This is a genomic window from Bartonella sp. AU18XJBT (assembly GCF_028618595.1).
Classification (GTDB): Bacteria; Pseudomonadota; Alphaproteobacteria; order Rhizobiales; family Rhizobiaceae; genus Bartonella.
The window spans coordinates 1-5,456 of sequence record NZ_JAQITE010000063.1; the positions used below are offsets into that span (position 1 = coordinate 1).

Annotated in this window: 4 protein-coding genes; all 4 read right to left on the reverse strand. The window is 36.3% G+C overall.

Annotated elements, in window-relative coordinates; translation table 11 throughout:
• Positions 1 to 1,063 precede the first annotated feature (1,063 nt).
• The gene (locus PVV60_RS09410) at positions 1,064 to 3,619 is read right to left on the reverse strand and encodes a DUF6990 domain-containing protein (RefSeq protein WP_273724533.1); all 2,556 of its coding nucleotides are present in this window, start codon (positions 3,617 to 3,619) and stop codon (positions 1,064 to 1,066) included.
• Positions 3,619 to 4,095, reverse strand: coding sequence for an SMI1/KNR4 family protein (locus PVV60_RS09415; protein ID WP_273724534.1), 477 nt, complete (start codon positions 4,093 to 4,095; stop codon positions 3,619 to 3,621). Before PVV60_RS09415 ends, PVV60_RS09410 begins: the two co-directional genes overlap by 1 nt.
• 46 nt (positions 4,096 to 4,141) lie before the next feature.
• Complete coding sequence (locus PVV60_RS09420; RefSeq protein ID WP_273724535.1) at positions 4,142 to 4,720, reverse strand: SMI1/KNR4 family protein; 579 nt, start codon at positions 4,718 to 4,720, stop codon at positions 4,142 to 4,144.
• A gap of 65 nt (positions 4,721 to 4,785) precedes the next feature.
• A partial coding sequence (locus tag PVV60_RS09425) for an HNH/ENDO VII family nuclease (protein ID WP_273724536.1) occupies positions 4,786 to 5,456 on the reverse strand: 671 nt, incomplete at its 5' end.

Below are 5,456 nucleotides of genomic sequence, written 5' to 3' on the forward strand. Positions count from 1 at the left end.
ATACCTTCAAAACGTATATTATTAGTTGAATTTATAGGTTGTAATGTCGATATAGGTTGTTTTTTTAAGATCTGTAAAATCTTAATACATTGAAATATAACGTTTTTATTTTTTGCTATTTTTTTATCTAAAAGGAGCAACCGTCAAAACTCAAAATACCTTCAAAACTCATAACTATAATGATCTTGATAGCATCTCTTATGAGTTACAAGCTAGCTTTTGAAAAGCTTTAAAGGATCACATGCTTTTTATAAAGCACGTTGTAATCATTCTCTAAATCATAAGGTTATCATTCAAAAGAACTGATTAAAATTCATAAAAGGGATTTTGCTAACGTAATCAGTTTTTAATTTCATATGCTTTTCATAAGACACGCTTTAATCACTCACTAAAATGATCACTTTTGTCAGTTCATTTTACTGACACATAACTGACAAGGTTTAATCAATTCACATCATTGGTTATCTTTAAAGACTGTACTCTTGATATGAGTTATGTCTTAAAAACATTAACATATTGAAAGATAATGTTTTTAATTTTTACTCATTTGAAAAAATAATTATAGGGTCTAAAAGGAACTGACAAAACTGACACAACTGACAAAAGCCTATTAAAAGGGATTTTACTAATCTCTATAATGATCAATCTCTTTTTAGATGTTTTCATAACAGTCTATAAATTACAATTATCATACACTTCTATTTATCGCTTCTCTTATGAAAATGGCGCAAGGGCTATTTTAATTAAAGCATAACCGATCAGTGTCCTAAAAATCTTGATCCTTATCGATGCGAAACTTAATCTTGCCCTTATTTGCCACCAAATGCGTCTGGCCACCCCACTGGATAGCCCTGCAGCACCAAGCGTGAAATAACCGCCCGTAACAACAGTAAAATCTCATAGCTATTGGATTCACTCAACGAGTGATAAAAGCTTTAGACAAAACTCTACTTTCTATAAACTTTTTGAGATTTTAAAGGGCTATTTCTTGTCTTTTTTTCCCCATAAACTGAATGATTTTTTCCTTCCAAGAGCGGAGTTGTTCCTTGCTGGAAACTTCTCGTTAGTCGGCAAATTTTTCTGCTACCTTTTCAATCAAAGCGTAACTCAGCTGTTTAGCTTTTGCTACTTCTTTGGCTAAAGCTAATGCCCGTTCAAGGTGAGTTTCGTTGATGCTGTCGTCAAAGCCTAGATGATCTCCTGTTGCAAAACTTTGCTGATAAGATTGTAAGGTTTCAACATCACCCAATAAGGCAAGAGCGCCAAGATGAAGTAAAGCATAATCCGTATCATTTGCTTTAGACGTAGTACTTTTTTTCCAAGGAGCAGTGCCATAATCAGAGCGAAGTCTTTTAGAAAGGTCAATGTCTTTGACTGACCATTCTAGCGCATCATCAAGCGCCTGTGTTAAACGATCCGCAGTGACTTCTGGTTCAAAGATTTCCAGTCCCTTGGCTTCAAAATTAAGCTGTATATCTGGAAAATCTTCCGTGTGGGTAGGATCAATGAATTTGCAAGCAGCGGAAAGAATGCCCGTGCTAATCATAAAGGCGCTATCAAATTGCGGGTAGTTTTTGGCAATTTCGTCGTTATAAAGAATATCTACTTCACGATCAGCCAATTGATAGCTTGCCATATAGTCATCTTCATTGATTTTCTCGGTTGACCAGCCTAGGATTTTTAAAAGTGCATGAGCACTTTCCATGGTGAGACGATCATCAGTGTCATCTGCTTCATCTACTTCTTCTGCCGTTTCAACAGAAGTTGTTTTAGAAGCAACAGATGCTGTTTGCGGATCCAAGCTTAAAATCGGTGCATTTTTCGGAAAACCTGCTCGATAACCCCGTGCAAGAGTGAGGAGATTATCAACTCTATATTTTGAGATTTCTTCCACAAAACCTAAAGGATTTCCCTTTCTAAAACTCTCCTTATAAGATTTGAGCTTTTCAACATCCCCAATCAAAACAAGCGCAATAAGGTGACGCGCTACAAGATCAAGTTCACTGTCTGGGGAAAAAGCCGCATAATCATAAATGATCTGATTGACATTTTGCTGCTCAGCCCACTCAAGTATATCTGTACAAATCTGCTTTAGCTTGCCTTCATCCAATTCAGTAGTAGACACTGTATAAACTTCTTCTGCTTCTTTGAGGGCTATATATTGAGGCATATTATAGAAAATCTCTCTATGAGCCGTAGAAAAACTAAGTGTTGAAAGGGAAGCCTTAAATGCAACAATCGGCTCTTCTTCATCACTTTGAAGGTTATACATTATATTGATGATACGGTCTTTACTTATAAAATAAGCATTACGATTGTAGTTTTTATCACGATAAACTGTCCAACCCATTTCTTTTAATTGCTCTGTAACTTTATTGAAAGTAATCAAAACTTGTGGATTAAGATGAGCTTCTGCTGGCTCTCGCTCATTAAGGATTTTCAAATATTTTTCAGCAAATTCAACGGCATGGTTAACATATTTTTCTACGTCATTATCATCCAAATGTTCAGAAATCGTACCAGCTTCCAGAAAATTTTGATAAGATTTCAGGATATCAATTCGACCTGTTAACGCTAAACAAGCCAAATGCCAGATTATGTCTATATTGTAGCTATATTTTTGAACAAGTGTTTTGCTTTCGATCGATGCTTGTAAATCTTGTGCGCGTGCCCATTGTATTATTCGCTCAGAGATTTGTGTTAACTCTTGCTCATTCAATGTCTCTACACAAATATCAATACCTTTATCAAAACCGCTAAAAATTCCCCCCCCAATCGTATTAAAAGACTGATAAATATCCGTAGGTCGTATCCAAATATATTCTCTCCTATAGTAAATATATTTGCAAGCTACAGAAATCTCTTCGTTAGAGATCTCAGCTTCAAGATGGACATTGTAATTGTCATGGAGATGTACAAAACCAAAATCAAATTGAATAAAACGATCTGGCAAAGAGAGCCACATTTTTCCAGGTTCCGTAGAAAACCACCCTTGGGTTTTAAGAATGCGGCTTGCTGCTGTAAGGCTTATCGAGCGCTGTTTGGGCTTTTTATGCGTTAGAATATCGTCTAACTCCCCATTCTTATAGGCTTGTGCAAATAAAATAAGGCGATCATACCGCGTCATCGCTTTGTAATCTGCAAATTCTGGTACATGTAATTGAGGTGCCGGTTTATCAGACCTTAAAGCATCCATATCGTCAAGCAAAGCTTGTGCAACAGCAGAATGATTAACGGCTTCTTCACGTAATTTTTGTTCAATATTCTGCGTTTGTGCCCAAAAGATTACTTTATTTAGAGCTTCCTCAATATGGCTTTCAGAAAGATTCTGTGCTATAATTTCGAAATTTTCTTCTGCAGAAATCAACATATCATCATATTTATAGCGCGACTGTTCGCCATTATCATATTCCTCAGCAAGACAATAAGCGGCTGTAGTAAGATCAACTGATAGCCGCAACTTTCCACCATCTTCTCCATAATCTACAACATCGTAAAGAATGCGTATTATACGATCAGAAAGATGATAATAAGCAAAGGTATCTCCCACTTCATGGCGATAAGTTTCCCAGCCTAATCTTTTTAAAATCTCTGTTGCGTCTTTGGTTTGCATCGTCATTACCCCCCAGCATGTTCCATAATTCTTTTACAGAGAAATTCATAAAAATTACTTGCATAATAATGTGACGCTCCAGATGGAATCTTGACGTAGAGTGGGCATTCACCATCCCGAAACTGCGTATAATCAAAGTAAAAGGTTTCATCAAGATCATAACTCACAACGAGCTGTTCTGGTGTCGCAAAACCATCTTTTCTATCGAGTAAGTTTTGGTAAACAATATCACCAACAGGAACACCTTCCCCACACTCCTTATAAAGACTAAAGATTTCTTCACCACCAATTTCCCCTCCTTTGTAATTTTTTAAAAAACTCTTGTAAGACGATGTGAATTGTAAGCCGAGAGTTTTCTCCGCCTTTTCAATTACAAGATCATCAACCGCATTTTTTGCAGTACCAAAATTGATAATCTCATCATCATATTTATTCACTTTATCAATTAATACTGCAACATCAGCTAAGGTATAGGTTTTCATGGATGATCCTCAAAACTTGCGTTATAAATGCTCCATATTCCCCCTATCAATTTCCCCTCTTCCATAGTTTTTTCCAAAAACTCTTGTAAAAAGGGATAGGTTTCGGAGTGGGAGTGTTCTCAATCTTTTCAATCGGTTGGTCACCTTCAGGTATCTCAGCTCCCGCGTGTACTTTAATTCTTTTACAAAGGAACTCATAAAAATTACTTGCGTAATATTCGCAATCTTCAGATGGAAGCATGACATAGATTGGGCATTCTCCATCCCTAAACTGTGTATAATCAAAGTAAAAGGTTTCACCAAAAGCAGCATCACAAACGATAAGCTGTTCTGGTGTTGCGAAACCACGTTTTCTATCATTTAAATTTTGGAAAACAATATCATCAAAAGGAATATCTTCTCCACACTCCTTATAAAGCCTATAGATTTCATAACCACCAATGTCCCCGCCTTTATAATGTTTTAAAAAAACTTTATAGGAAGATGTGAATTTCAAATCCAAAGCTTTCTCTGCCTTTTCAATCACAAGATCATCAACCTGCTTATCTTTGCTAGCAAAATTAACAATATCACCTTCATATTTATCAACTAATACTGTAACATCATCTAAGGTATAGGTTTTCATCAATTATCCTCCATAAATTATTTCTCCAAACTTCTTTTTTCTCTCTTTTCATCAACCGTAGAGCATTACTGCCGATGCTCCTGTCCCCATCTGTCAAAATTTAGACCTATGATACCCCATTTCATATTGATTATTCCTCCTAAACTACTGTTTTTTTGTTCTCCATGCCCATTGCCGTATTCTTTCCAATATTCCTCTCTCTGCTTCTCAAATTTTTTTCTATCTATGAGCGATTGATGTGTTTTTGGATTAACATGAATCACAGAAGTATATTTTTTATGAAATTCATGGCTCATTTCTGCTAAGGGTCCATCAGGGGTTTGATTTAGGTGATGCAACTCAACAGGCTTACCATCAAACCCTATAGGTGCTCTTCTTGCTTTCATTCTATCAATATTAGTGCCCCACACTTTTTCCCCTTTTATCATCCAGTAAGAAATTCTGTTAGGATCAAACAAATCGTCTCTCCGATAAACTGTGTAGGTCTGTCCAAATTTGCTATCGGTAAATTTAGTGGGTTTCTTTTTTAGCCAAAGCTTTTTTTCTTTAGCAGCTAGTTTGTCAGGATCTCCTTGAGCTGCAAGTTCTGCAAGATTTTTCTTGGAAGCGAATTGGGCAAAATCTTTCCTAGCAATGAATTTAATCCAAGCCTTTTCGCCAAGCTTTATGGCTCCCTTGGCTGCTCCAGCAACTCCTGTCATTAGGGATGCTGTTTCAGTCAATAATTTTCCAAATT